General features: G+C 63.5%; 2 protein-coding genes. One reads left to right on the top strand and one right to left on the bottom strand.

Annotated features, from left to right (window positions below; translation table 11 throughout):
* The coding region (locus EPO09_RS08200) for an ATP-binding protein (protein WP_290642002.1) at positions 1-1,631 on the top strand (1,631 nt) is incomplete at its 5' end.
* On the opposite strand, the gene EPO09_RS08195 is transcribed toward EPO09_RS08200, so the two are convergent.
* On the bottom strand, positions 1,616-2,953 hold a 1,338-nt coding region (locus EPO09_RS08195; protein ID WP_290642001.1), incomplete at its 5' end, for a GspE/PulE family protein. The two genes, EPO09_RS08200 and EPO09_RS08195, sit on opposite strands and share 16 nt — an antisense overlap.

The raw sequence follows: 2,953 nt of genomic DNA, 5'->3' as shown, positions 1-2,953 counted from the left end.
GGTTTGTTCAGCTTGATGCCCAGTTGCGACTGGCATTTGATCTGATCAGCGCGGCGGCACTGGTGCAAATTGCTGTGCTTCATCCGCACAGGATGGCCGGTTGGGGCTGGTATGCCGCACTAGGCTGGTTGTCAGCACTGGGCCTGTGGCTGGGCACCAATCAGCTGGATTCGGCCTTCAACTGGTGGCTGGTGCAGGCAGGCTGTATTGGCTTGTCAATCGCCACAGCCAGCTTGATGACGGCCTCGTTCCACACCAAGCCACACCCGTTCACGCTGGTCATGCGCCGCCTCGTGGTTGTGGCTTTGCTGACCTGGGGGCTGTTATCGCTGGCCATCTGGCGCGGCAGCGTGCGTGCGGACATGCAGCTCAACATCACGAATTTCGGTGTGATGACCTGGCAGGTATTTGCGGCGATGGCCGTACTGCTGTCGCCCTATCTCTCGCGCTCTCGGCCGATCTTGCAGGAGTTCTCCCTGCTGGCCGCATCCAGCACGATCGCCGCTTCACTGGACCTGCTGTTTGTAGCGGTGTTCTCGCTGGGTCAGTTCACGTCGATGACCCTGTCACTGTTCTTCTCGTTCGGGCTGTATCTCATCATCCGCCGCTGGGTGATGACCCGCCTGCCGGGGCGGGATTCGCTCACCATGGAGCGCCTGTTCCAACGGCTGTATCGCATCGCCCGTGAAGTGGAGCGCCAGCCCGATACGCTGGATGCCTCGCTGATGCGCCTGATGCGCGAGCTGTTTGATCCGCTGGAAGTGGCGCTGGTACCGGGTGAGATGGGCCACACGGCCTTGCGCGGCAATGGCTCGGTGCTGATCGTCCCCATCCCCTTGGTGGGCGGCAGGCTGTCTGCTGTGCGGCATGTGCTGGTGCTCAAGCATTCGCACAAGGGGCAACGCCTGTTCACGTCGGAGGATGCAAGGCTGGCCGAGCGCGTGATGGAGCAATTGCATCGGGCCTTGAGCTTTGACCAGGCTGTGGAGCAAGGCCGCAGTGAGGAGCGCTTGCGCATTGCACAGGATCTGCACGATGACATCGGCGCGCGCTTGCTGACGCTGATGTACCAGGCGCCGAACGCCGAGATCGAGGAATACATCCGCCACACGATCCAGGACTTGAAGACGCTGACGCGCGGGCTGGCTGCGCAGTCTCACCTCTTGAGTGAAGCGGCCGGCGAGTGGAAGCGCGACCTGAGCCAGCGCCTGGCTGCCGCCCGTTGCGAGCTGGACTGGCACATGTTCCAGGATGCCGACATCACACTGACGATGGTGCAGTGGTCGGCGCTGACACGCATCATGCGGGAGCTGGTCAGCAATGCCATCAGCCATGCCAAAGCCAAGAAGGTGCAGGTCAAGCTGCGCCTGGAAAACGACCGGCTGACGCTGTCTGTGGAAGACGATGGCGTGGGCCGCGAGCCCGCTACCTGGTCACACGGGCTGGGCCTGGGTGGCGTGCGCAAGCGCGTCAAGCAACTTGGGGGCAGCGTGCGCTGGCTGGAAGTCGAGCCCAAGGGCATCCGCTGCGAGGTGGTGATCGACTACTTCTCGGGCACGGCCGGGATGACCGGCACGGGCACACACCAGGGCGCCACGCACCCCGGCCCGGACAGTCAGTTTTCCCACTGAGGCGTGTTGCGCAGGACCTCGTCCAGCGTGGTCACACCTTCGGCGACTTTCATCACACCAGACAGGCGCAAGGGACGCAGTCCATCGCGGGCCGCCGTCTTGCGGATGCGGGCCATGTCCACCGCCGGGTGCATGCCCCCGCGTATGGCCTCCGACACCGGCAGCAACTCATACAGGCCCACACGGCCCTTGAAGCCCGTCATGCGGCAATCGAGGCAACCCACAGGCTTGTAAGCATTGACCTTGCCATTCATGCGCCAGGGCTTGATGGCCTCGGCCAGTGTGGCAGGGTCCAGTTGATCGTCAGGCTGCTTGCAAGCCGGGCACAAGGTGCGCACCAGGCGCTGGGCCAGCACGCCGATCACGGTCGAACTGATCAGGTAGGACGGCACGCCCAGATCGGTCAGGCGCGTGATGGCAGAGGCCGCGTCGTTCGTGTGCAGGGTCGAGAACACCAGGTGACCGGTGAGCGAAGCCTGGATGGCCATCTCGGCGGTTTCCAGGTCACGGATTTCACCGACCATGATGATGTCCGGGTCCTGGCGCATCAGGGCGCGCAGGCCTTCGGCAAAGCCCAGGTCGATGGCCGATTGCACCTGGGTCTGGTTGAACGAGGCTTCGATCATTTCGATCGGGTCCTCGATGGTGCAGACGTTGACCTCGTCGGTGGCCACGCGCTTGAGCGTGGAGTACAGCGTGGTGGTCTTGCCCGAACCCGTGGGCCCGGTGACCAGGATGATGCCGTGCGGGCGGGATACGAGTTGCTCCCAGATCTGCGTCTCAGAAGGCGCAAAGCCCAGGGCCTCGAAGGACTTGACCGTGTTGTCCGGATCGAAGATGCGCATCACCAGCTTTTCGCCGAAAGCAGTGGGCATGGTCGACAGCCGCATTTCGACTTCATCGCCGCCGGGGTTGCGCGTCTTGATGCGGCCATCCAGCGGGCGGCGGCGCTCGACCACGTCCATGCGGCCCAGCAGCTTGATGCGCGCCGTCATGGCCTGCATGACGGACAGCGGCACCTGGTAGACCGTGTGCAGCACGCCGTCGATGCGGAAGCGGATGGCGCCCATCTCGCGGCGTGGCTCCAGGTGGATATCTGATGAGCGCTGGTCAAAAGCGTATTGCCACAGCCAATCGACCACCTGGATGATGCCCTGGTCATTGGCATCGAGCTGGCGGTTGGTCTTGCCCAGCTCCACCAGTTGCTCGAAGTTGTGGGCAACACTATCGCCCGTCTTCTTGTTGGCGTCGCGAACGGACTTGGCCAGCGTGTAGAACTCGGTGCGGTAGCGTTGCAGGTCCAGCGGGCTGGACACGACCAG

The organism is Aquabacterium sp. (genome assembly GCF_004297345.1).
Taxonomy (GTDB): Bacteria; Pseudomonadota; Gammaproteobacteria; order Burkholderiales; family Burkholderiaceae_C; genus Aquabacterium.
This window is presented reverse-complemented; position numbering and strand designations above follow the sequence as displayed.